Below are 24,875 nucleotides of genomic sequence, written 5' to 3'. Positions count from 1 at the left end.
TGTGCCGAACGAAAGGGGGCTGCCCGGGATGTCCAACTCCAACGAGCAGAAGCTTCGAGAGTATCTGCGGCGGGTCACGACCGACCTGCAGCGGGCGCGGCGGGAGCTGCACGACGTACGGACCGCCGCCCGCGAGCCGATCGCGATCGTCGGCATGGCCAGCCGCTTCCCGGGCGGCGCCCGCACCCCCGAGGAGCTGTGGGAGCTGCTCCGCGACGGCGGCGACGCCCTCACGGAGTTCCCCGACGACCGGGGCTGGGACCTCGACCGACTCTCCGACCCCGACCCGGGGACGCCGGGCACCACGTACCTCACCAAGGGCGGGTTCCTGGCCGACGCGGCCGGGTTCGACGCCGAGTTCTTCGGGATCTCGCCGCGCGAGGCGCAGGCGATGGACCCGCAGCAGCGCGTCCTGCTCGAAGCGTCCTGGGAGGCCCTGGAGAACGCCCGCATCGACCCGGCGTCGCTGCGCGGCAGTTCGGGCGGCGTGTTCGTCGGCGTGATCCCGCAGGAGTACATGCCGCGCGCGGGGGAGACGCCCGAGGAGCTGGAGGGCTTCGTGCTCACCGGCGGCACCACGAGCGTCGCCTCGGGCCGCATCTCCTACGTGCTCGGCCTGCTGGGCCCGACGGTGACCCTCGACACGGCCTGCTCGTCGTCGCTGGTGTCGATGCACCTCGCGGAGCAGGCGCTGCGCAACGGGGAGTGCGACATCGCCCTCGCGGGCGGCGCCACCGTGATGTCGGGCCCCAGCGTGTTCGTGGAGTTCTCGCGGCAGCGCGGCCTCGCGCCGGACGGCCGCTGCAAGGCCTTCGCCGCCGCCGCGGACGGCACCGGCTTCTCCGAGGGCGTCGGCGTCCTCGTCCTCGCCCGCCTCTCGGTGGCGCGGGAGCGGGGCCTGCCCGTACTCGCCCTGGTCCGGGGCAGCGCGGTCAACTCCGACGGCGCCTCCAACGGCCTCACCGCGCCCAACGGCCCCTCCCAGCAGCGCGTCATCCGCCAGGCCCTCGCCGACGCCGACCTCTCGCCCGCCGAGGTCGACGTGGTGGAGGCCCACGGCACCGGCACGAAGCTGGGCGACCCGATCGAGGCCCAGGCGCTGCTCGCCACGTACGGGCAGGCGCGTACGGACGGCTCGGACGACCAGCCGCTGCTGCTGGGGTCGTTGAAGTCGAACATCGGGCACACGCAGGCCGCCGCCGGGGTCGCGGGCGTGATCAAGATGGTCATGGCGATGCGGCACGGGGTGGTCCCGAAGACCCTCCACGTCGACGAGCCCACGCCCGCCGTCGACTGGACCGCCGGTGCGGTCGAACTCGTCACCGAGGAACGCCCCTGGCCGGAGACGGGGCGGCCGCGCCGCGCGGCGGTCTCCTCCTTCGGGATCAGCGGCACGAACGCCCACGTCATCCTTGAGCAGGCCCCGGCGGAGGAGCCCGCGGCGGAGGAGCCGACCTCGGTGGAGCCGACCGCCGTGGAGCCGACCGGTTCTCTGCCGGTGGTGCCGGTGCCGGTGTCGGCCAGGAGCGAGCAGGCGTTGCGGGCGCAGGCGGAGCGGTTGGCCGCGGTGGTGGCCGAGGGTGCCTCGGCGTTGGATGTGGGTGTGTCGGCGGCGGGTTCGCGGTCGGTGTCGTTCGAGCATCGTGCGGTGGTGCTGGCGGCCGACAGTGCAGAGCTGGTGGCGGGGTTGGAGGCGTTGGCTCGTGGTGAGTCGGTGCCGGGTGTGGTGGCGGGGGTTTCCGGTGAGGGGCGTACGGCGTTCTTGTTCACCGGGCAGGGCGCGCAACAACCCGGTATGGGCCGGGAGTTGTACGACACGTTCCCGGTGTTCGCGGCGGCGTTCGATGACGTGTGTGCGGGGTTCGAAGGCCTGGTACCGGGTTCGTTGAGGGAGGTGGTGTTCGGCGGGGCCGGGTTGGACGAGACGGGGTGGACGCAGCCTGCTCTGTTCGCGTTCGAGGTGGCGCTGTTCCGGCTTGTGGAGTCCTTGGGTGTGGTGCCGGACTGCGTGACCGGGCATTCGGTCGGGGAGTTGGCGGCGGCGCATGTGGCGGGTGTCCTGTCGCTGGAGGACGCGTGTGCGGTGGTGGCGGCGCGGGGTCGTTTGATGCAGGCGCTGCCGTCCGGTGGGGCGATGGTGGCGGTGCAGGCGGATGAGGCCGAGGTCCTGGAACTGCTGGAAGGCCATGAGGCGCAGGCGGGGATCGCGGCGGTCAACGGGCCGACCTCGGTGGTCATCTCCGGGGTCGAGGACGTGGTCACCGGCATTGCGGAGGTGCTGCGGGAGCGGGGTCGCAAGACGAACCGGCTCACGGTCAGCCATGCCTTCCACTCTCCGTTGATGGATCCGGTGCTGGAGGAGTTCGCCGTCGTCGTCAATGGCGTGACCTTCACGGAGCCGCAGATTCCGATGGCGGCGGACAGCGAGCAGGTGTGTTCGGCCGCGTACTGGGTGGAGCACATCCGCAACGCCGTGCGGTTCGCTGATCACGTCGTACGGCTGCGGGAGCGGGGGGTGTCCCGGTTCCTGGAGATCGGGCCGGACGGGGTGCTCACCGCGATGGGGGCGCAGAGTGTGGAGGCGTCGTTCACGGCGTTGCAGCGGCGTGAGCAGCCTCAGGTGCGGACCGTGCTGGCCGGGCTCGCCCGGTTGCACGCGGCCGGGCACGCGGTGGAGTGGGCGCGGCTGTTCGAGGGCACCGGGGCCGTCCTGGTCGACCTGCCGACGTACCCCTTCCAGCACCAGAACTACTGGATGGCGGGCCCGGCGTCCGGCGACGTCGTGTCGGCGGGGCAGGTGGCCGCGGGCCATCCGATGCTCGACGCGGTGGTGCGCGTCGCCGGTGCCGACGAGGTCGTGTTCACCGGGCGCCTCTCCGCGCGGACGCACGCCTGGGTGGCCGAGCACGAGCTGGGCGGCCGCGCCCTGGTGCCGGGCACCGCGCTGATCGACATGGCCGTTTCGGCGGGCGACGAGGTCGGCTGCGCCGGTGTGGACGAGATGGTGATCACCGCGCCGCTGCGCGTCCCCGAGTCGGGCGGCGTCCGCGTCCAGCTCGTGGTGGGCGAGGAGCGGGACTCCGGCCATCGGCCGTTCGCGATCTACTCCTGCCCGGAGGCCGGCCAGGACGCCGCGGAGGAGTGGACCTGCCACGCCACCGGCGTGCTCGCGCCCGAGGCCCCGGAGCCCGCGTTCGAGCTGAGCCAGTGGCCGCCCGCGGGCGCCGAGACCGTGACGACGGAAGGGTTCTACGACCGGCTCGCCGAGAGCGGCTACGTCTACGGCCCGCTCTTCCGCGGCCTGCACACCCTGTGGCGCCGCGACGGCGACGCGGGCGCCGAGTTCTTCGCCGAGGTCGCGCTGCCGGACGGCGCCGACACGGCGCGGTTCGGCATCCACCCGGCCCTGTTCGACGCGGCCATCCACCCGCGCGTCGTCGCCGCGATCGCCGACGCGGGTGAGGACTTCACGCTCCAGCTGCCCTTCGTGTGGAACGGGATCCACCTCTACGCGACCGGCGCCACCGCCCTGCGGGTGCGCGTGGTCATCGGCGCCGAGACCGACGGCAAGACGTCCTGCCAGGTGCAGCTCGCCGACGACACCGGGCAGCCGGTCGCCGAGGTGCGCTCCGTGGAGGCCCGCCCCGTCTCGGCCGACCAGCCCGCCGGGCGGGACGAGACGGCCGGTTCGCTCTTCGGCGTGGACTGGGCGCCCGTCGAGGCGGCCCCGGCCGAACCGGCCGGTCGCTGGGCCCTGCTCGGCACCCCCGCCCTGCCGGTCGGCGAGGCACTGCCCGTCGAGAGCTGCGCGACCCTGGCGGACGCGGCCGGGGCCGACGTGCTCCTGTTCGCCCCCGCCGGGCAGGCGGACGCCGAGGTCGTGGCCTCGGTGCACGACACGGTCGCCGAAACGCTCGACCTGGTGCGGGAGTGGCTGACCGGCGAGGCGTTCCTGTCGGGCCGCCTCGTCGTGGTGACCCGCGGCGCGGTGACGACCGGCCAGGACGACGGCGCGCCGGACCTGGCGGGCGCCGCCGTGTGGGGCCTGCTGCGGTCCGCGCAGGCCGAGCACCCCGACCGGATCGTGCTCGTGGACGTCGACGACGACCCGGCCTCGCTCACGGCCCTGCCCGCGGTGCTCGCGGCGGGCCACGACCAGGCCGCGGTGCGCGCCGGTGCGGTGACCGCGCCGCGCCTGGCCCCGCAGGCCCCGACGGACGCCGCCGTGCCGGTGTTGGCGGCGGAGGGGACGGTGTTGGTCACGGGTGGTACCGGTGCGCTTGGTGGTCTGTTCGCCCGGCATCTGGTGGGGGCGTACGGGGTGCGGCATCTGGTCCTGACCAGCCGCCGGGGCCAGGACGCTCCCGGGGCTGGGGAGTTGGCCGAGGAGCTGGCCGGCCTGGGCGCCACCGTGCGGATCGCCGCGTGTGACGCCGCCGACCGCGACGCGCTCAAGGCCGTCCTGGACGCCATCCCCGCCGAGCACCCCCTGACCGGTGTCGTGCACACCGCCGGTGTCATCGACGACGGCATCATCACCGCCCTCACCCCCGAACGCCTCACCACCGTCCTGCGGCCCAAGGTCGACGCCGCCTGGCACCTGCACGAACTCACCCGCCACCAACCCCTCGCCCTCTTCACCCTCTTCTCGTCCCTCGCGGGCACGCTGGGCAACGCGGGGCAGGCCGGATACACCGCGGCCAATCTGTTCCTCGACGCCCTCGCGCAGCACCGCCGCGCCCACGGCCTCCCGGCGATCTCCCTCGGCTGGGGCCTGTGGGACACCGAGGGCGGGCTGCAGGCCGGGGCCGCGGAGCAGCTGAGCCGGACGGGCCTGCGGCCCCTGACGCCACAGGCCGGTGCGGCCCTGTTCGACCGGGCCCTCGCCCTGGCGAGCCCGGTCACCCTGCCCGCGCGGCTCGACCTGCGGACGCTGCGGTCCGGCTCCGTGCCGGTCCCGGCGATGCTGCGGAGCCTCGTCGGCCGCCCGTCGCGCCGGGTGGTCCGCCAGGGCGCGGGCGACCAGCGGGCGCTTGCCGGACGGCTCGCCGCGCTGCCCGAGCAGGACCGGCACGAGCACGTCACCGAGCTGGTGCGGACCGAGGTGGCCGCCGTGCTCCAGTTCGGCGCGGGCGAGCGGATCAGCGAGAACGTGCCGTTCCGGGACCTCGGCTTCGACTCCCTGACGGCGGTCGAGCTGCGCAACAGGATCGCCGCGGTCACCGGCCTGCGCCTGTCGCCCGGCGTGGTCTTCGACTACCCGACGACCTCGGCGCTCGCCGCGTACGTCCTGGCCGAGCTGAGCGGCGACCTCGCGGCTCCGGCCGCGGCCGTCGCGGCGGCGGTCCCGGGCCCCGGCGGCGCGAACGAGCCCATCGCGATCGTCGGCATGGCCTGCCGCTTCCCCGGCGGGGCCAGCACGCCCGAGGGCCTGTGGCGGCTCGTCGCCGACGGCGTCGACGCGATCGGCGACATGCCGGACGACCGCGGCTGGGACATCGAGCGGCTGTGGGACCCGGACCCCGACAAGCCGGGCACCTTCTACACGCGGGAAGGCGGATTCCTCTACGACGCCGCCGAGTTCGACGCGGGCTTCTTCGGCATCTCGCCGCGCGAGGCCCTCGCGATGGACCCGCAGCAGCGCCTGCTCCTGGAGACCTCGTGGGAGGCCCTGGAGAGCGGCGGCATCGACCCGCAGTCGCTGCGCGGCAGCGACACCGGCGTCTACACCGGTCTGACCGCGCAGGAGTACGGCGCGGGCGCGGGCGCCGCCGAAGGGGGCGCCGAGGGCTACCTCCTGACGGGTTCCACGACGTCCTTCGGCTCCGGCCGGATCTCCTACGTCCTCGGCCTCGAAGGCCCGACCATGTCCATCGACACGGCCTGCTCCTCGGTCCTCGTGTCCCTGCACCTCGCCTCGAACGCGCTGCGCAGCGGCGAGTGCGGCCTCGCGCTCGCGGGCGGCGCGACCGTGATGGCGCAGCCCATCGGGTTCGTCGAGTTCTCCCGGCAGCGCACCCTCGCGCCCGACGGCAGGTCCAAGGCGTTCGACGAGTCCGCCGACGGCACCGGCTGGTCCGAGGGCGTGGGCCTGTTCGTCCTGGAGCGGCTCTCCGACGCCCGGCGCAACGGGCACACGGTGTTCGCCGTGGTCCGGGGCAGCGCGGTCAACTCCGACGGCGCCTCCAACGGCATGACCGCGCCCAACGGCCCCTCCCAGCAGCGCGTCATCCGCCAGGCCCTCGCCAACGCCGGTGTCGCACCGGCCGAGGTGGACCTCATCGAGGCGCACGGCACCGGCACCCAGCTCGGCGACCCCATCGAGGCCGAGGCCCTGATGGCGACGTACGGCAGGGAGCGGCCCGCCGACCGCCCGGCCTGGCTCGGCTCGGTGAAGTCCAACATCGGGCACGCCCAGCACGCCGCGGGCGCCGGCGGCCTGGTCAAGGCGATCATGGCCATGCGCCACGGCGTCCTGCCGAAGACCCTGCACATCGACAAGCCGACCTCCGCCGTGGACTGGGAGTCCGGCGCGGTCGAGCTGCTCACCGAGGCGCGCCCGTGGCCGGAGCTCGACCGGCCGCGCCGGGCCGCGGTCTCCGCGTTCGCGCTCAGCGGCACCAACGCGCACGTCATCCTGGAGCAGGCCCCCGACGCCCCGGCCGGACCCCGGGCCGAGGTGGCCCTGCCGGTGGTGCCGTGGGTCCTTTCCGCCAAGTCGCCGCAGGCCCTGCGCGTCCAGGCCGAGCGGCTGCTCGCCCTCCTGGAGGCCGACACCGAGCCGGACCCGCTCGACGTCGGGTTCTCGCTGGCGCAGCGCTCCGCGTTCGACCACCGCGCGGTGCTCGTCACCGGCGGCGGCGCCGCGGCCCTGACCGGGCTGCGGGCGATCGCCGGGGCCGACGCGCCCGCCGCGGGTGACGGCCGGACCGCGTTCCTGTTCACCGGGTCCGCCGACGGCCCCGACCAGGTGCTGTACGAGACGCTGCCCGCGTACGCGAAGGCGTACGACGAGACGCTGGCCGGGCTCGGCGAACAGGGCCGGGACGCGGCCGGGTTCGCCGCCGAGGTGGCGCTGTACCGCCTGGTCAGGGCCTGGGGCGTCACCGTCGGCTGTGTCGCGGGCACCGGTGTCGGCGAGCTCGCCGCCGCGCACGTCGCCGGGGCCCTCTCCCTGGCCGACGCGGGCCGCCTCCTGACGGCGCGGGGCGCGGCCGACGTGACGTACGACGCGCCGCGGATCCCCGTGGTGTCGCTGCGCACCGGCACGCCGCTCACCGCCGACGACCGGCCCGGCCGCGACGGCGGGACCGAGGGCAGCGCCGCCGCCGAGCGGTGGCTCACCGAGCACGGCGTGACCCGGTGCGTCGAGTCCGGCCCCCGGCGGGTGCTCGCGGGCTCGGTGCTCCTGCTCGCCGAGGGGCGTCCCTCCGTGCACGCCGTCCTCGACGGGGTGGGGGAGCTGTTCGTCGCCGGTGCGGCCGTCGACTGGGCGGCCGTGTTCGCGGGCACCGGAGCGGGCCGGACGGCCCTGCCCACCTATCCGTTCGAGCGCCGCAGGTACTGGGCCGCCGAGTCTGCCCCCGCCGGCGGCGAGAGCGCCGGGGCCGGGCAGCACGCCCTCCTCGGCGCGGCCGTCGCCGTGGCGGGCCGGGACGAGACGGTGTTCACGAGCCGGCTGTCCCTGACCACCCACCCGTGGCTCGCCGACCACGTCGTCGCCGGGGTGCCGGTGCTGCCCGGGGCCGCCCTGGTGGACCTGGCGATCGGCGCCGGGGACGCCACCGGCTGCCCCGACCTCGCCGAACTCACCGTCACCGAGCCCCTCGTCCTGCCCGACCAGGGCGCCGTACGCGTACAGGTGGTGACCGGGGAGCCCGACGCGGCCGGGCGGCGGACCGTGGGGATCTACTCCCGGCCCGCCGAAGACCCCGCACGGGACGGCGACGGCACCGCCCCGGAGTGGACCCGCCACGCCACCGGCGTGCTCGCCCCCGCCGCCGACCGGGCCGACACCGAACCGGCCGTCTGGCCGCCGGCCAAGGCCAAGGCCGTGGACTGGGCGTACGAGGACCTCGCCGACGCCGGGTACCGCTACGGCGAGGCGTTCCAGGGCCTCGCGTCGGTCCTGCGCCGGGGCGACGAACTGTTCGCCGAGGTCCGGCTGCCCGAAGGCGCCGCCGCGGACGCCGGAGGCTACGGGATCCACCCGGCCCTCCTGGAGGCCGCCGTGCAGCCCCTCCTGCTCGGCGGGCCCGGGGCGGGCCCGGACGGCTCCGCGCTGCTCCCGCTCGCCTGGGAGGGCGTCGCCCTGCACGCCGGTGAGGCGACGGCCGTGCGCGTGCGCCTGGCCCCCGCCGGTGCGGACGCGTTCCGTCTGGAGGCCGTCGACGAGGCCGGGCTCCCCGTCCTCGTGGCCGAATCCGTGCGGCTCGCCCCGGCGGTCCTGACCCCCAGGGACGGCGGTGCGGCTCCGGTGTCCGCCGGTACGGCCCCGCTGTTCGCGCCCGAGTGGACACCGGTCGCACCGGTGTCCGACGACGAGCCGGAGAGCCTGCTCGCCCTGCTCGGCGACGCCACCGGCGACCTCGCCCAGATCGCGTCGCTGCGCTTCGACGGCGTCGACGAGGCGGCCGCGTCCTTCACCCCGTGGGACGTCCTCCTCGTCGAGCCGTCGGAGCCGGACCCGGCGGGCGACCCGGTGGCCGCCGCGCACCGGGCCGTGGCGCGGGCGCTGGACGCGGCCCAGCGCTGGCTGGCCCAGGAGGACCTGCCGGACAACCGCCTGGCCGTGGTGACCAGGGGCGCGCTGTCCCGCGGCGCCGAGGACGAGATGCGCGACCCGGCCGGAGCCGCCGTGTGGGGCCTGCTGCGCTCCGCCCAGGCGGAGCACCCCGACCGGATCGTGCTCGTCGACCTGGACGACGACCCGGCCTCCGTCGACCAGCTGCCCCTGGTGGCCCAGGCGGGTGAGCCCCAACTGGCCGTCCGGGCAGGAAAGTTGTACGCGCCGAGGCTCGTGCCCACGGCCGCGTCCGAGGCGGCGCCGCCCGCCCTCGTGGACGGCGGCACCGTGCTGGTCACCGGCGCCGACGGGGAACTGGGCGCCCTGTTCGCCCGGCACCTGGTCACCGCGTACGGAGTGCGGCACCTGGTGCTCGCCGACCCGCACGGCCCCGGCTCGCCCGCCGAGGGGCTGCGCGACGAACTCACCGCCCTGGGCGCGAGGGCCACCGTGGTGGCCTGCGACCTGGCCGACCGCGAGGCCGTGCGCGCGCTGCTCGCGGACATCCCGGCCGAGCACCCGCTCACCGGGGTCGTCCACACCGAGAACGTCCTGGACGACGGGGTGTTCACCGCGCTCACCCCGGAGCGCGTCGCCGCCGTGCTGCGGCCCAAGGTGGACGGGGCCCGGCATCTGCACGAGCTGACGGCCGACGCCCCGCCCGCGCTGTTCGCCCTGTTCTCCTCCGTGGTCGGCCTGCTCGGCAGCCCCGGGCAGGCCAACTTCGCCGCGGCGAACGCCTACCTGGACGCCCTCGCCGCGCACCGCCGCTCCCGCGGGCTGCCCGCGGTGTCGCTCGCCTGGGGCCGGATGGTCGAGGGCGGGCAGCCGGGCCTGCGGGTGATCGCCGGGGACGAGGCGTGCGCGCTGTTCGACGCCGCCCTCGCCACCGGGCTCGCCGTGGTCGCGCCCGCGCCGCTCGACCTGGCCGCCCTGCGCCGCGACCCGGCGCAGGTCCCGGTGGTGCTGCGCGGACTCGTGCCGCGCGGTGAGCGCCGCCGGGCCAGTGCCGACAAGCCGGGCGACCGGTTCGCGGGCATGGGCCGGGCCGAGGCCGAGGCGCACCTGCGGGACCTGGTGCGGGCCGAGGCGGCCGCGGTGCTCGGCCACGCGGCACCGGACCACCTCCAGTGGGAGGTGTCCTTCCGGGACTCCGGCTTCGACTCGCTGTCCGCCGTGCAGTTCCGCAACCGGCTCGGCGAGCAGACCGGTCTGTCCCTGCCGACGACGCTGGTCTTCGACCACGCCTCGCCCGGGGCCCTCGTCGACCACCTGCTGGAACGCCTCGCCCTCACCGACGGCGTCAGCCGGCGCTCGGCCCTGGCCGAACTGGACAAGCTGGAGGCCGTCCTGATGGCCGTCCCGGTCGACGCGGAGGCCGATGAGGAGTCCGGCCGCACCGAGATCGCCGCCCGGCTCAACGCCATCCTCACCCGCTGGAACAAGGCCTGGACCGACGCGCGGCCCGACGCGGTCCCCGGCACCGGCGACACGGACCTGGCCGCCGCGATCGAGACCGCGACGGAGAACGAGGTCTTCGACTTCATCGACCGGGAACTCGGCCGCGCTTCCGCCCAACCGAACCGCTGACCACCAGGAGACACGGTGAACTCACCCACCCGATACGCCGAAGCCCTACTGACCGGCATGCTCGGCACCTTCGGCCTGAACCTCAAGTACGTCCGGGCGGAGCGGAACTCCCTGTACTACCTGGACGAGAGCGGCACCGAGGTGCCGGTGCTCGACCTGGTCGGCGGCTGGGGCTCGCTCATGCTCGGCCACAACCACCCGGAGATCGTGGCGCACGCCAAGGAGCTCCTCGACACCGGCGTACCCGTGCACTCGCAGTTCTCCGAGCACCCGACCGCCGACCGGGTCGGCGCGGTCCTGAACGGGATACTCGGCCGGGAGTTCCCCGGCGCCGAGCCCTACCCGGTGATCTTCGCCAACAGCGGCGCGGAGGCCGTCGAAGCGGCCGTCAAGCACTGCGAGTTCGACCGCGTGCTGCGGGTGAAGAGCCTGTTCGAGCAGGTCGAGTGGAACGTCGACGCGGCCGTGCGGGCCGTGGGCGACGGCTCCGCGCGGCTGCCGGACGACACGTCCCTGCTGCCCGGCGACGTGCCGGTGCCGACCACCGCCGAGGAGTTCGGCGCGCTGCTCGGCGCGGTGGCCGCGCACAACATCGGCCTCGCGGGCACGAGCCCGGTGTTCTTCGCCCTGGAGCGCGCCTTCCACGGAAAGCTCCTCGGCAGCACCCAGTTCACCTTCAACCCGACGTTCCGCGCGGCGTTCGCCTCGCTCGGCCTGCCCGTGACGTTCGTACCGCCGAACGACGCGGCGGCGCTGGAGAGCGCCCTCGCCGAGCACCGGCTCGCCGCGCTCGACGTCGAGGTCGTGGACGGCAGGGTCACCCTCGTCGAGCGGCCCTTCCCCGTCGTCGGCGGGCTGATCGTGGAGCCGATCCAGGGCGAGGGCGGGATCCACGCGCTGACGCCCGAGTACGCCGCCCGCGTCCGGGAGATCTGCGACGCGGCCGGGTGCCCGGTCGTCATCGACGAGATCCAGACCGGCATGGGCCGCACCGGGAAGTTCTTCGCGAGCTCCCACATCGGGCTGCTCGGCGACTACTACCTCCTCGGCAAGTCCCTCGGCGGCGGCATCGGCAAGACCTCCGCCATGCTGGTCCGGCAGTCGCGCTACCGCCCCGAGTTCGAGCTGGTGCACAGCTCGACCTTCGCCAAGGACGGCTTCACCACGGCCATCGCCCTGCGCACCCTCGAACTCCTCGAAGCCGACGGCGGCGCCGCCTACGACCTGGCCGCCGAGCGCGGCGAACGCGTCCTCGGCGTGCTGCGCGAGCTGGCCGAGGAGTACCCCGACGTGGTGCTCGACGTCCGCGGCAAGGGCCTGCTCATCGGCCTGGAGTTCGCCGACCAGAGCCAGGCCGCCTCCCCGGTCATCCGCGAGAAGGCGGCCGCGGGCCTGCTGGTCTTCCTGATCGGCAGCTACCTCCAGCTGGTCCACCGCATCCGCACCGGGCCGACGGCCAGCGTGCCCAACATGCTGCGGATCGAGCCCTCGATCCACCTCACCGACGCGGAGATCGAGCAGCTGCGCACCGGTCTCACCGCGGTCTGCGAGATCCTGCGCCACCAGGACGCGCTGCCGCTGATCCACCCGCTGACCGGCGCCGCGGGGCAGCCGCGCGAGATCCAGGACTTCCGGACGCCCCAGGCGGAGGCCGCCGCACCGGAGCCGGCCGCGCCCGCCGAGCCGGCCGCCCACAAGGTCGCGCTCGTCAGCTACCCGCTGACCCCGGACACGCTGCGCGAGCTCGACCCCTCGCTCGCCGACCTGGACGACGCGGCGCTGCTCGCCTACGTCCAGCGCTCCGAGCTGCTCAAGGACCTGCCCGCGACGCCCCCGGTCCGCTACACGTCCCCGCAGGGCGCCTCCGTCGACCTCACCGTCTACCCGCTCCTGGTGTCGCAGCACCAGCTGCGCGCCTACCGGACCACCGGGCAGACCTTCCTGATCGGCCTCGACCTCGACCGCCGGGTGCGCGCGGCCAAGGCGGACGGCCACGAGACCGTCGGCATCGGCTTCGGCCTCGGCACGGTGAGCGGGCACGGCGGCGCGCTGCGGGTGCCCGGCGTCACGGTCACCGCGGGCAGCACCCTCGCGGTCGGCGCCACCCTGGCCGCGCTCGAACAGCCCGCGCTGGCCCGCTTCGGCGACCTGGCCGGGCTGACCGTCGCGGTCGTCGGCGGCGGTGGCCGCGTGGGCTCCGCGCTCGCCGCGCTCAGCGCCGAGTACGTCGCGAGGATCGTCCTGGTGGGCAGCGGCCGGGAGGGCTCGGCCGAGCGGCTGCGCGCCACCGAGCACCGGATCTACCAGGACGCGTGGACGCGGATCGCGGCCGGGGGCGAGCTGAGCGGCATCGCGGCGGCGCTGTCCGCCGAGCCGCTCGTCACCAAGTGGCTCGCCGACGGGCGCTCCGGTGACGAGCCGAGCGCCGCGGCCATCGCCGCGCATCTCGCTGATTCCTATGACGTCAACCCGTTCGTCGTCGCGACCGACGACCTGGCCGAGGTGCGGAATGCGCACGCGGTCCTTGCGGCGCATTCGAGTCCGGTTCCGGTTCTCGCGGAGAAGCATCTCGCCCAGGGCGCGATCGTCGCCGATCTCTCCTTCTTCGGCACGGGTGCGGAATCAGCCATTGTCACCGGGCGGGACGATTTGCTTTACATCCGGGGTGGTGTTCTTTCGGTAGCGGAGGATACTATTCTGCCGCGTGGTTTCAATGGTCCATTGAACACGGGTGAATTGCTGGCGGGGACTGCGGAAGCAATCGTCCTCGCCCTGTCCGGCGCTGGCGGAACGTTGAGCGAAGGCGCCATTACCCAGGAACGGGTGCACGCAATCATCGACCTCGCCCAGCAGCACGGGTTCGAGGCGATTTCCACCTGACGTCTGCCGGGAATTCAGCTCGCCGGACCATCGGCCGATGGTCCGGCCTGATCGACAAAGGGTAAGTGGAATGTCAGAGTCAGCAGAATCCGGAGCAAAGGTGGCGGCGGAACTCTCGTCCGATCCGCACTACGCCAAGCGCTGGTTAATCCTCGCCGTCATCGGTGTCGCCCAGTTCACGATCTTCCTGGACACCACGGTCGTCAACATCGCGCTGCCGTCGGCCCAGGCCGACCTCGGGTTCGGCGACGGCGACCGGCAGTGGGTGGTCACGGCCTACGCCCTCGCCTTCGGCAGCCTCCTGCTGCTCGGCGGCCGGGTCGTCGACCTGATCGGCGCCAAGCGGTCGCTGATGATCTCCATCGTCGGCTTCGGCATCATGTCGGTGCTCGGCGGCGCGGCCAACGGCTTCTCCATGCTGGTCACGGCGCGCGCGTTGCAGGGCGCCTTCGCCGCCCTGGTCGCACCGGCCGCGCTGTCGTTCCTGCTGACCGTGTTCAAGGATCCGAAGGAACGGGTCAAGGCCTTCGGCGTCTACGGCGCGCTCGGCAGCGGCGGGCTCGCGCTCGGCCTGCTGCTCGGCGGTGCCCTCACCGACTGGCTCGACTGGCGCTGGTGCCTCTACGTCAACGTCGTCTTCACGGCGGCGGTGTTCGTCGGCGCGATGCTGACCATGCACAACCGGCAGGCGGAGCACCGCCCGGACAAGCTCGACCTGCCCGGCACGGTGACGGCGTCCCTCGGCCTGTTCTGCCTGGCCTACGGCCTGTCCAACGCCGACGACGGCGAGTGGGGCGGCACCGACGTATGGGGCCTGCTCCTCGCGGGCGGCGTCCTGCTGATCGCGTTCGTCCTGTTCGAACTCCGTACGCGCACCCCGCTCCTGCCCATGCGGATCGTGCTGCACCGCAACCGCGGCAGCGCGTATCTGGGCATGTTCCTGCTGGGCATCGGCCTGTTCGTCCAGTTCCTCTTCCTGACCTACTACCTCCAGTTGGTCCTGGACTTCTCGGCGATCGAGAGCGGTCTCGCCTTCCTGCCGATGATCGTCGGCATCGCGATCGGCGCCACCACCATCCCGCCGGTCCTCGAACCGAAGCTCGGCTCGCGCGTGCTGATCCCCGGCGGTCTCGTCCTCGCCGCCGTGGGCTCGTTCTGGCTCGGCCAGCTCAGCGTCGACAGCTCGTACGCCGCCGGCATCCTCGCGCCCATCTTCATCGCGGGCGTCGGCTTCGGCCTGGTGGTCTCCCTGGGCGCGGCGGTCGCCACGGTCGGGGTCGAACCGCAGGACGCCGGAGCCGCGTCGGCCCTGGTCAACACCGTGCAGCAGGTCGGCGGTTCGATCGGCACCGCGCTGCTCAGCACCCTGGCGATCACCGCGGCGGACAACTTCGTCGAGGGCAAGCAGCCCACGCCGCAGCTCGCCGCGGAGGCATCCGTGGAGAGCTACACCACGGCCTTCTTCTGGGGCGCGGTGGTCTTCCTCGCGGGGGCGGTCATCTGCGGCCTCCTCTTCGACCGCCATGTGACGGCCCAGGCCGACGCGGAGGTGGGAGGGGCAGCCCCCGTACCCGGGGTGTGAGGACAGCGCCCCAAAGGGGCGCGGGGCTGCGTCGATATGCGGCTCCGCCGCGCGGGCGCGACGAGCCACGGTGCACCCGCAGGCGAAAGGCGGGCGCATCGTGGCAAGACGCGATGCGGCCGCCCCGCTGGTACTTGGTCCCAAGTACCAGCGGGGCGGCCGCTTTTGGTGTTCGGGGCCCCTGGGGCCGCAAGGCCCCACTGGATTGACTGGGCCGCACGGAGTGATGCGACCTACCGAGGAGGACTTCGTGACAGCAGTGGCCGGTGAGCGGGCTGACATCACAACCGGAGCGGCAGCGGTGGACGCGGCGGAGCTGTTGCGCCGGGCCCGCGAGCTCGCTCCGCTGATCCGCGAGCACGCGGTGAAGACCGAGCAGGACCGCAGGCTCGCGGAGGAGGTCGTGGTCGCGCTGCGGGACGCCGGTCTCTTCCGGCTCACGACGCCGACCCGGTTCGGCGGCTACGAGCTGCCGATGCCCGACCTCCTGTCGATCATCGTCGAGGTCGGCAAGGCCTGCGGCTCCGCGGGCTGGAACCTGTCCATCGACACCGCGTCGACCCGGTTCGCGCTGAACGCGCTGCCGGAGACCGCGCTGGAGGACGTCTTCGAGGGCAACCCCGACGCGTACGTGATCTCCACGGCGCACCTGTCCACGACCAAGGCGTGGCGCGCCGAGGGCGGGTTCAAGGTGACCGGCACCTTCCCGTGGAGCTCGGGCTGTGAGATCGCGGACTGGGCGTACATCCCGGTCGTGCACGTCTACGACGGCGACGAGCAGACCACGGACCTCGTCGGCGTCGTGGTGCCCATGAGCGACCTGCGGATCGAGCGGACCTGGCACTCCGCGGGTCTGTCCGGCTCCGGCACCCACACGGTCGTGGCCGAGGACGTGTTCATCCCCGAGCGCCGGGCGACCCCGTTCAGCCTCACGGACCTCGTGGGCGAGGACCACCGGGACAGCATGCTCATCCAGGGCAGCGCGCAGTCGCTCGCCGCGATCGTCGGGGCGGCCCACGGCGCCCTGGAGGTCACCAAGGCGCACCTGGACAAGGGCCGTCCGATCACGTACGCCAACTTCGAGCGGGCCGCGGACGCGCCCTCGGTGCAGATGTGGTTCGGCGAGGCCGCGCACCTCATCGAGACCGCCCAGCTGCATTTGACGGAGGTCGGCAGGGCGCTCGACGGCATTCCGGAGACCCAGCAGATGCCGTGGGCGGACCGGGCGCGGATCCGCATGCACGAGAAGTCCGCCCAGGAGAAGTCGCGGGCGGGCGTGGAGAAGCTCCTCGACGCGGTCGGCGGCAGCGCCTTCGCCCTTTCGAACCCGCTGCAGCGCCTGTGGCGTGACATCGCGGTGATGAGCCGGCACAACGCGCTGAACGCGCCGCTCATCCTGGAGGACTACAGCCGTGCCGTCCTCGATGTGCACCCGGCGGTGACCCTGCTCTACTGACACCATCGGTCCGGCCCTCCGGAAAGGGAGTCCGGACCCCTGTGTCGCCCGCGCGCCGGTATTATCCGTGGCCGAAAGAATACGGTCACTGGATAATGCCGGTGCGCCCTTTTGTATGGGCCTTCTTTTCCTACGCTGTTCCCGGCCACCAGATTCCGCATCGTGTTTTGGGACCCGGCGACAAGCCGGGGCTCCCGTACGCATTGTTGACTGCATGGCATGAGACAGATCGCCGTGGTCGGATTGGCTTGTCGGTTCCCTGGGGCCAGCGACGGCCACGAGTTCTGGCAGGTGCTGCGGACCGGGACCGACGCGATACGCGAGGCCCCCGACGACCGCTGGCGCGGCGCCGGACTGCCGCACCGGCTCGGCGGGTTCGTCGACGGCATCGACCGGTTCGACGCCTCCTTCTTCGGCGTCTCGCCGCGCGAGGCCGCCGCGATGGACCCGCAGCAGCGCCTGATGCTCGAACTGTCCTGGGAGGCCCTGGAGGACGCCGGGATCGTCCCCGCCACGCTCGGCGGCGGCGACACCGGCGTGTTCGTCGGCGTCATGTACGACGACTACGCGGCGCTCCAGGACCGCCTGGGCGAGGCCGGGATCGGCCGCCACACGATGACCGGCACCCGCCGCGGCATCATCGCCAACCGCGTCTCGCACCACCTCGGCCTGCGCGGGCCGAGCCTCGCCGTCGACACCGCGCAGTCCTCCTCGCTCGTGGCCGTCCACATGGCGTGCGAGAGCCTGCGCCGCGGCGAGTGCGGCGTGGCCATCGCGGGCGGCGTGAACCTCAACGTCCTGGCCGAGACGACGCTCGGCGCCGCCCGGTTCGGCGGCCTGTCGCCGGACGGCCGCTGCTTCACCTTCGACGAGCGGGCGAACGGGTTCGTCCGCGGCGAGGGCGGCGGCGTCCTGGTGCTGAAGCCGCTGGCCGACGCGCTCGCCGACGGCGACGACGTCTACTGCGTCCTCAACGGCGGTGCCATGAACAACGACGGCGCGGGCGAGGGCGACCACGCGGGCCTGACCGTGCCCAGCGCTTCCGCGCAGGAGGAGGTCGTCCGGCAGGCGTACCGGCGCGCCGGTGTCGCCCTGCGCGGCGTGCAGTACGTGGAGCTGCACGGCAGCGGCACCCGGGTGGGCGACCCCATCGAGGCCGCCGCGCTCGGCGCCGCCCTCGGGCACGCCCGGCAGCCGGACGCCCCGCTCGCGGTGGGCTCGGTCAAGTCCAACATCGGGCACCTGGAGGGCGCGGGCGGCATCGCCGGGCTCCTCAAGGTGGTCCTCAGCATCCACCACCGGCAGCTGCCGCCGAGCCTGCACTTCACCGCGCCGCCCGCGGACATCCCCCTCGACGAGCTGCGCCTGCGGGTGCAGACCGAGCTGACGCCGTGGCCCGAGCCGGACAAGCTGCTGGTGGCCGGGGTGAGCTCGTTCGGCATGGGCGGCACCAACTGCCACCTGGTGGTCAGCGAGCCCCCGACCGCCGACGCCGCGACCGGCCCGGCGACCGCCCCGACCGCCGCCCCGGCCGCCGAGGAGCGCCCGGCCCCCGCAGCCCTGGCCTGGCCGCTCTCCGCCCGCACCCCCGAGGCGCTGCGCGCCCAGGCCGCCCAGCTCCTCTCCTTCGCCGACGCGCGGGCGGCGGTGCCCGCCGCGGACATCGGCCTGTCCCTCGCGACCACCAGGACCGCCTTCCGGCACCGCGCCGTCGTGACCGGCGGCGACCGGGCCGAACTCCGCGCCCGCCTGGCCGCCTTCGCCTCCGGCACGGCCGTCGCCGGAGTGGTCGAGGGGCAGGCCACGGCGGCCGGCAAGACGGTGTTCGTCTTCCCCGGGCAGGGCTCGCAGTGGGCGGGCATGGCCGTCGGACTCCTGGAGTCCGTACCGGAGTTCGCCGCGTCGATGCGCGCGTGCGAGGAGGCCTTCGCGCCCTACGTCGACTGGTCCCTCGACGAGGTGCTGCGCGACGCGGCGGCCCTGGAGCGGGTCGACGTCGTCCAGCCCGCGCTGTTCGCCGTGATGGTGTCCCTGGCCGCCGCGTGGCGTTCCTGCGGGGTCGAGCCCGCGGCGGTCGTCGGGCACAGCCAGGGCGAGATCGCCGCCGCCTGCGTGGCGGGCGCCCTGTCCCTGGAGGACGCCGCGCGCGTGGTGACGCTGCGCAGCCGGGCCGTCCTCGCGCTCTCCGGGCGCGGCGGCATGGTGTCGGTCCTGCGCTCCGCCGCGGAGGTGCGCGACCGGATCGCCGCGTGGGACGGCGCGGTGTCGATCGCCGCGGCCAACGGCCCGTCGTCGGTGGTGCTCTCGGGCGACGCCGACGCCCTGGACCGGCTCGTCGAGCGGTGGACCGCGGAAGGCGTCGAGACCCGCAGGATCGCCGTCGACTACGCGTCCCACTCCGCCCACGTGGAACAGATCGAGGAACGCCTGCACACCGTTCTCGAAGGGATCCGCCCGAGGACGTCGGCGGTGCCGTTCTACTCCACGGTGACCGGCGGCCTGCTGGACACCGCCGAGCTCGACGCGGCGTACTGGTACCGCAATCTTCGCCGGACCGTGGAGCTGGAGCGGGCGACCGAGGCGCTGGTGCGCGACGGGCACGGCGTGTTCGTCGAGTGCAGCCCGCACCCGGTGCTCGTGCCGCCGCTGCGGGAGACGGTGGAGCGGGCCGGCGTCGCGTCCGCCGTCGTCACCGGCTCGCTGCGCCGGGGCGAGGGCGGCCCCGAGCGGTTCCTCACCTCGCTCGCCGAACTCCACGCGCGCGGCGCCGAGGTGGACTGGCCGCGCGTCTTCGCCCTGCGCGGCGCCCGGACGCTGCGCCTGCCCACGTACGCCTTCCAGCGCGAGCGGTACTGGCTGGCCGAGGCCACGGCCCGGCCCGCGGCCCCCGACGTCCCCGAGGCCCTGGGCGCCGAGCCCCCGACGGCCGCCGCGGTGGCGGCCCCCGCCCTCCCCGCCGGACCCGGTCTGCTGGCCCTCGTACGGTCGACGGTCGCCGTCGTGCTCGGACATGCGGACGGCGACGCGGTGGAGCCCGGCACGACCTTCAAGGAGCTCGGCTTCGACTCGCTGTCCCTGGTGGAGCTCCGGGACCGGCTGTCCGCGGCGACCGGCCTCGCGCTCCCGGCCGGGACGCTGTTCGGCCACCCGACGCCGGCCCGGCTCGCCGACCATCTGCGTACGCTGACGCCCGCGGGAGAGCGGACCACGGACGCGCGGCCCCCCGCGGCCTCCGCCCCCGCCGCCGTCGCGGCGGCCGACGAGCCGATCGCGATCGTCGGGATGGCCTGCCGCCTCCCCGGCGGCGTCGCCTCGCCGGAGGACCTGTGGCGCCTCGTCCTGGACGGGACCGACGCGATCTCGGAGTTCCCCGCCAACCGGGGCTGGGACACCGAACGGCTCTACGACCCCGACCCGGACCGGGCGGGCACGTCCTACGCCCGGCACGGCGGATTCCTGCACGACGCCGACCAGTTCGACCCCGAGTTCTTCGGCATCTCGCCCCGCGAGGCCCTCGCGATGGACCCGCAGCAGCGCCTCCTCCTGGAGACGTCCTGGGAGGCCCTGGAGCGGGCCGGGCTCGACCCCGCCGGGCAGCGCGGCGCGTCCGTGGGCGTGTTCGTCGGGGCGATGGCGCAGGACTACGGGCCCCGGCTGCACGCCGCCCACGCCGAGTCCGACGGCTACCGCCTCACCGGCAGCACCATCAGCGTGGCCTCCGGCCGCATCGCCTACACGCTCGGCCTCCAGGGCCCCGCCGTCACCGTGGACACCGCGTGCTCCTCGTCGCTGGTGGCGCTGCACCTGGCGGCGCAGGCCCTGCGGGCGGGGGAGTGCTCGCTGGCCCTCGCCGGAGGCGTCGCGGTGATGTCCACGCCCGGCATGTTCGTGGAGTTCAGCAGGCAGCGCGGCCTCTCCGGGGACGGCCGGTGCAAGGCGTTCGCCGCCGGGGCCGACGGCACCGGCTGGGCCGAGGGCGCGGGCACCGTGGTGCTCGAACGGCTCTCGGACGCGCGGCGCAACGGCCACCGCGTCCTCGCCGTGGTGCGCGGCAGCGCGGTCAACCAGGACGGCGCGTCGAACGGCCTCACCGCGCCCAACGGCGTCGCCCAGGAACGCGTCATCCGCCAGGCGCTCGCCGGTGCCGGGATGTCGCCCGCCGACGTCGACGTGATCGAGGCGCACGGCACCGGCACGACGCTCGGCGACCCGATCGAGGCCGACGCGCTCGCGGCCACGTACGGCCGCGGCCGGGCACCGGAACGCCCGCTGCTGCTCGGCTCTTTGAAGTCCAACATCGGCCACACCCAGGCCGCCGCGGGCGTGGCCGGGGTGATCAAGATGGTGCAGGCCCTGCGGCACGGCACGGTCCCGCGGACCCTCCACGTCGACGAGCCGACGCCGCACGTGGACTGGGCCGCGGGCGGCCTGGAGCTGGTGACCGAGGCCCGCCGGTGGCCGGAGACGGGCCGGGCGCGCCGGGCCGGGGTGTCCTCGTTCGGCATCAGCGGCACCAACGCCCACGTCATCATCGAACAGGCCCCGCAGGAGCAGGAGCAGGAGCAGGAGCAGGCGGCACGGCCCCCCTCGGCGCGCCCGGAGCCCGGCCCCGCGCTGCCCTGGGTGCTCTCCGCGAGCGCGCCGGACGCCCTCGCGGACCAGGCGGCGGCCCTGCTGTCCTTCCTGGACACGCACCCCGGCCTCGACCCGGTGGACGCCGGGTTCGCGCTGGCCGCCGCCCGTTCCGGACTGCCGCACCGGGCCGCCGTCGTCGCGGCGGACCTGCCCGCGCGGCGCCGGGGCCTCGCGGCGCTCGCCGAGGGCAGCGACGCCCCCGGCGTGGTGCGCGGCACCGCGCGCGAGCCGGGCGGCATCGTGTTCGTCTTCCCCGGCCAGGGCTCGCAGTGGGCCGGGATGGCGGTGGAACTCCTCGACGCGGCCCCGGTGTTCGCCGCGTCGATGCGGGCGTGCGCCGAGGCCCTGGCCCCGCACGTCGACTGGGACCTGTTCGAGGTGCTGCGCGATGCCGCCGCCCTGGAGCGGGTGGACGTCGTCCAGCCCGCGCTGTTCGCGGTGATGGTGTCCCTCGCCGCGCTGTGGCGCTCCTACGGCGTGGAGCCCGCCGCGGTGGTGGGCCACTCCCAGGGCGAGATCGCCGCCGCCTGCGTCGCCGGGGCCCTCGGCCTCGCGGACGCGGCGAAGGTCGTCGCCCTGCGCAGCAAGGCCATCCTGGCCCTGTCCGGCACCGGCGGCATGGTCTCCGTCGCCCTGTCCGAGGACGCGGCCGCCGAACGCCTGCGCCCGTGGGACGGCCGGATCTCCGTGGCCGTCGTCAACGGCCCGGGGGCGGTCGTCGTCGCCGGAGCCCTGGACGCCCTCGACGAACTCGTCGCCTCCTGCGAGGCCGACGGGGTGCGCGTCAAGCGGCTCCCGGTGGACTACGCCTCGCACTCGGCGCCCGTGGAGCGGATCGCCGACGACCTCGCCGCGCTCCTGACCGGCCTCACGCCGCGCCCCGCGGCGATCCCGTTCTACTCGACGGTCACCGCCGACGCCCTGGACACCACCGCCCTCGACGGCGCGTACTGGTACCGCAATCTGCGCCAACAGGTCCGCTTCGCCGAGACCGTGGGCGTGCTCGCCGAGCGGGGGCACTCGGTGTTCGTCGAGGTCAGCCCGCATCCGGCACTGACGACCGCGGTCGAGGACCTGGTGGACCACGCGGTCGCCGTGGGCTCTCTGCGCCGCGACGACGGCGGCCAGGAGCGCTTCCTCACCTCGCTCGCCGAGGCGTACGCACGCGGCGTGCGGCCCGACTGGCGGGCCGTCTTCCCCGGCGCCCGGCCCGTCGACGTCCCCACCTCCGCGTTCCGGCGGCGGCGCTACTGGCTGGAGCCCGCGCGCACCGACGCGGCGGCGGACGTGACGGCCGCGGGCCTCGCCGCCGCCGACCACCCGCTGCTCGGCGCGGTGGTGGAACTGCCCGACTCCGGCGGCGTCGTCCTGACCGGGCAGCTCTCCGCGCGGACCCAGACGTGGCTGGCCGACCACGGGCTCGGCGACACGGTGGTCCTGCCCGGCGCGGCCTTCGCCGAACTGGCGATCCGCGCGGGCGACGAGGTCGGCTGCGACCAGGTGGCGGACCTGACCTGCGAGGTGCCGCTGGTCCTGCCGCCGCACGGCGCGGTCGCCGTCCGGGTCACGGTCGGCGACGAGGACGAGTACGGCCGCCGCGCCCTGGCCGTCCACGCCCGCCCGGCGGACGGCTCCGGCGGCTGGACCCGGCACGCGAGCGGCCTGCTCGCCTCGGGCCCCGCCGAGGAGTTCGACCTGAGCGCGTGGCCGCCGCCCGGCGCCGTCGCGGTGGACTGGGACGGCGGCTACGACCGCTGGACCGAGCTCGGCTACCGCTACGGCCCGGCGTTCCAGGGCCTGCGCTCCTGGTGGCGGCGGGGCGCGGAGACCTTCGCCGAGGTCGCCCTGCCCGAGGAGGTCGCGGCGGACGCGGGCCGGTTCGGACTGCACCCCGCGCTGCTCGACGCGGCCCTGCACGCCGCCGTCGGGGACGGCCCGGACTGCCGTCTGCCGTTCTCCTGGCAGGGCGTGTCGCTGCGGGCCACCGGCGCGGCCGCGCTGCGCGTGTGGATCACCCCTGACGGCCCGGACACCCTCGCCCTGCGGCTCGCCGACGCCTCCGGGGCGCCGGTGGCCTCGGTGGAGGCCCTCGCGCTGCGGCCGATGCCCGCGGGCGAGCTGACCGCCGGGCCCCCGGACGCGCTGTTCCGCGTGGACTGGACCGAGGCGCGCGTGCCGGAGGCCCCCGAGGCGGCCCCGGCGTGGGCGGCCGTCGGCACCGACGACCTCGCGACCGGCGCGCCCCTCCACGCGGGACTCGGCGCGCTCGCCGCCGCGGGATCCGTGCCGGACACCGTCCTCGCCCCACTCACCGAGGCCGACGCCCACGCCGTCGCGGGCCGCGCCCTGAGCCTGATCCAGGAGTGGCTGGCCGACGAGCGCTTCGCGTCGTCGAAGCTGGTCCTCGTCACCCGCGGAGCGGTGGCGGCAGACGCGCCCCGCAGGGGCGCGGGGAACTGCGCGACCAGCCACGATGAACCCGCACCCGAGCACCGGCCCACCATGGCGGGAGCCACAGCGTGGGGCCTGGTCCGCACCGCGCAGCGGGAGCACCCCGACCGCTTCGCGGTCATCGACCTGGATGCCCACGCGGCGTCCACCGCGGCCCTCTCCACCGCCCTGGCCGCGGCCGAACCCCAGCTGGCGCTGCGCGAGGGGCGGCTGCTCGTGCCCAGGCTCGCCCGCGCCACGGGCCTGCCGACGGCCCGGCCGGACCTGGCGCGGGGCACGGTCCTCGTCACCGGCGCCACCGGCACGCTCGGCGGCCTCTTCGCCCGGCACCTGGTGACCCGGTACGGCGCCACGCGGCTGCTGCTCACCAGCAGGCGCGGCCCCGACGCCCCCGGCGCGGCCGAACTCGCCGCCGAGCTGACCGAGTTGGGCGCGGACGTCACCGTGGCGGCCTGCGACGTCGCCGACCGGGACGCGCTGGCCGCGCTCCTCGCCGCGGTCCCCGCCGACCGGCCGCTGACCGGCGTGGTGCACGCCGCCGGGCTGCTCGACGACAGCGTGCTCGAAGCGATGCGCCCCGAGCAGCTGGGCCGGGTCCTCAGGCCCAAGGTCGACGCCGCCCTCAACCTGCACGAACTGACCCTGGGGCTCGACCTGTCGATGTTCGTGCTGTTCTCCTCGGTCGCCGGGATCCTCGGCCTCCCGGGGCAGGCGAACTACGCCGCCGCCAACGCCTTCCTGGACGCCCTCGCGCAGCACCGCGCCGCGCGGGGCCTGCCCGGCGTGTCGCTCGCCTGGGGCCTGTGGGCCGAGGCCAGCGGCATGACCGGCCACCTCGCGGACGCCGATCTGAGCCGGATGCGCCGCGCCGGACTCGCGCCGCTGACGTCGGCGGAGGGCCTGGCCCTCTTCGACACGGCGGTGTCCTCCGCCGCGCCCCTGCTCGTCCCGGCCCGTCTCGACCCGGCGGCCGTACGGGCCCAGGGGGCGGTGCCCGCGCTGCTGCGCGGCCTGGTCCGCGAGCGGGTCCGCCGCGCCGCGGCGGCCACCGGCGGCCCCGGCGGCCCCGCCCCGCTCGGCGAGCGCCTGGCCGCGCTGTCCGCCGAGGAGCGCGCGGAGGCCCTCCTCACCCTGGTGCGCGAGCACACCGCGACCGTCCTGGCCCACGGCGAGCCGGGCGGGGTCGACCCGGGCCGCACCTTCAAGGAGCTCGGCTTCGACTCCCTGACGGCCGTGGAGCTGCGCAACCGCCTTGGCACGGCGACCGGCCTCCGGCTGCGGGCGACCCTGGTGTTCGACTACCCGACGCCGTCGGCGCTCGCCGCGCACATCTGCGCCGCGCTCGGCCCGGCCGCGCCCGCCGTACCCGAACCGGCCGAAGAGGCCACGGCCGCACCGGAGTCCGCGCCGCCCGGCGGCGAGCTCGACGGTCTTGAGCTCGCGGAGCTCTTCGATCTCATCGATGGCGAACTTGGCACGTCCTGAAGCGGGGGTCT

The 24,875-nt window shown here is 74.9% G+C and carries 5 protein-coding genes; all 5 read left to right on the top strand.

The genetic code is table 11. The features are described from left to right. Nucleotides 1–28: 28 nt before the first annotated feature. Complete coding sequence (locus C9F11_RS48615; RefSeq protein ID WP_138959578.1) at nt 29–10,375, top strand: type I polyketide synthase; 10,347 nt, start codon at nt 29–31, stop codon at nt 10,373–10,375. A 15-nt stretch (nt 10,376–10,390) separates the two neighbouring features. Then, nucleotides 10,391–13,255 (top strand): aminotransferase class III-fold pyridoxal phosphate-dependent enzyme, encoded by a 2,865-nt coding sequence (locus C9F11_RS13800; RefSeq protein ID WP_249401722.1) that lies wholly within the window; start codon nt 10,391–10,393, stop codon nt 13,253–13,255. Nucleotides 13,256–13,355: 100 nt separating this feature from the next. Beyond that, on the top strand, nt 13,356–14,837 hold the full coding sequence (locus C9F11_RS13795; RefSeq protein WP_138966452.1) for an MFS transporter: 1,482 nt from the start codon (nt 13,356–13,358) through the stop codon (nt 14,835–14,837). Nucleotides 14,838–15,063: 226 nt separating this feature from the next. Further along, nucleotides 15,064–16,293, top strand: a complete 1,230-nt coding sequence (locus C9F11_RS13790; RefSeq protein ID WP_138959577.1) for an acyl-CoA dehydrogenase family protein — start codon at nt 15,064–15,066, stop codon at nt 16,291–16,293. 219 nt (nt 16,294–16,512) lie between these two features. After that, nucleotides 16,513–24,864, top strand: coding sequence for a type I polyketide synthase (locus C9F11_RS13785; protein ID WP_138959576.1), 8,352 nt, complete (start codon nt 16,513–16,515; stop codon nt 24,862–24,864). Nucleotides 24,865–24,875 lie beyond the last annotated feature (11 nt).

The sequence above is a fragment of the Streptomyces sp. YIM 121038 genome (genome assembly GCF_006088715.1).
Classification (GTDB): domain Bacteria; phylum Actinomycetota; class Actinomycetes; order Streptomycetales; family Streptomycetaceae; genus Streptomyces.
This window is presented reverse-complemented; position numbering and strand designations above follow the sequence as displayed.

What these genes read in the sequence shown, in the direction of transcription:
- C9F11_RS48615 (WP_138959578.1), top strand. Translation starts at nt 29, where the DNA reads ATGTCCAACTCCAACGAGCAGAAGCTTCGAGAGTATCTGCGGCGGGTC.
- C9F11_RS13790 (WP_138959577.1), top strand. Translation starts at nt 15,064, where the DNA reads ATGCGACCTACCGAGGAGGACTTCGTGACAGCAGTGGCCGGTGAGCGG.
- C9F11_RS13785 (WP_138959576.1), top strand. Translation starts at nt 16,513, where the DNA reads ATGAGACAGATCGCCGTGGTCGGATTGGCTTGTCGGTTCCCTGGGGCC.